Origin of the sequence: Ruminococcus sp. 210702-SL.1.03 (assembly GCF_020559915.1) — a bacterium.
Lineage (GTDB): Bacteria > Bacillota > Clostridia > Oscillospirales > Ruminococcaceae > YE71.
Window position 1 is genome coordinate 1 of record NZ_JAJCLZ010000166.1, and the last position, 261, is coordinate 261.

A 261-nucleotide genomic window follows, 5' to 3' on the forward strand; every position below is an offset into this window, starting at 1 on the left:
ACATTTTCATCGCTTGTCACGATAATCTGACAGGACTTTGTGATGCAATAAATGCCATATTTCCAAAGACAAAAAATCAGCTTTGCATTGTTCATCAGATAAGAAACAGCTGTAAATTCGTGCCTTACAAGGACAGAAAAGCAGTGTGTGCAGACCTTAAGAAAATCTATGGCGCAGTCAATCTTGACGACGCTGAATACGCTAAAGAAGAGTTTCGTGAAAAGTGGGACAAGAAATATCCCAACATCATAAAATCATGGG

Annotated in this window: 1 protein-coding gene; it reads left to right on the plus strand. The window is 38.7% G+C overall.

Annotated elements, in window-relative coordinates:
* On the plus strand, positions 1-261 hold a 261-nt coding region (locus tag LI114_RS13955), incomplete at both ends, for a transposase (protein WP_227221162.1).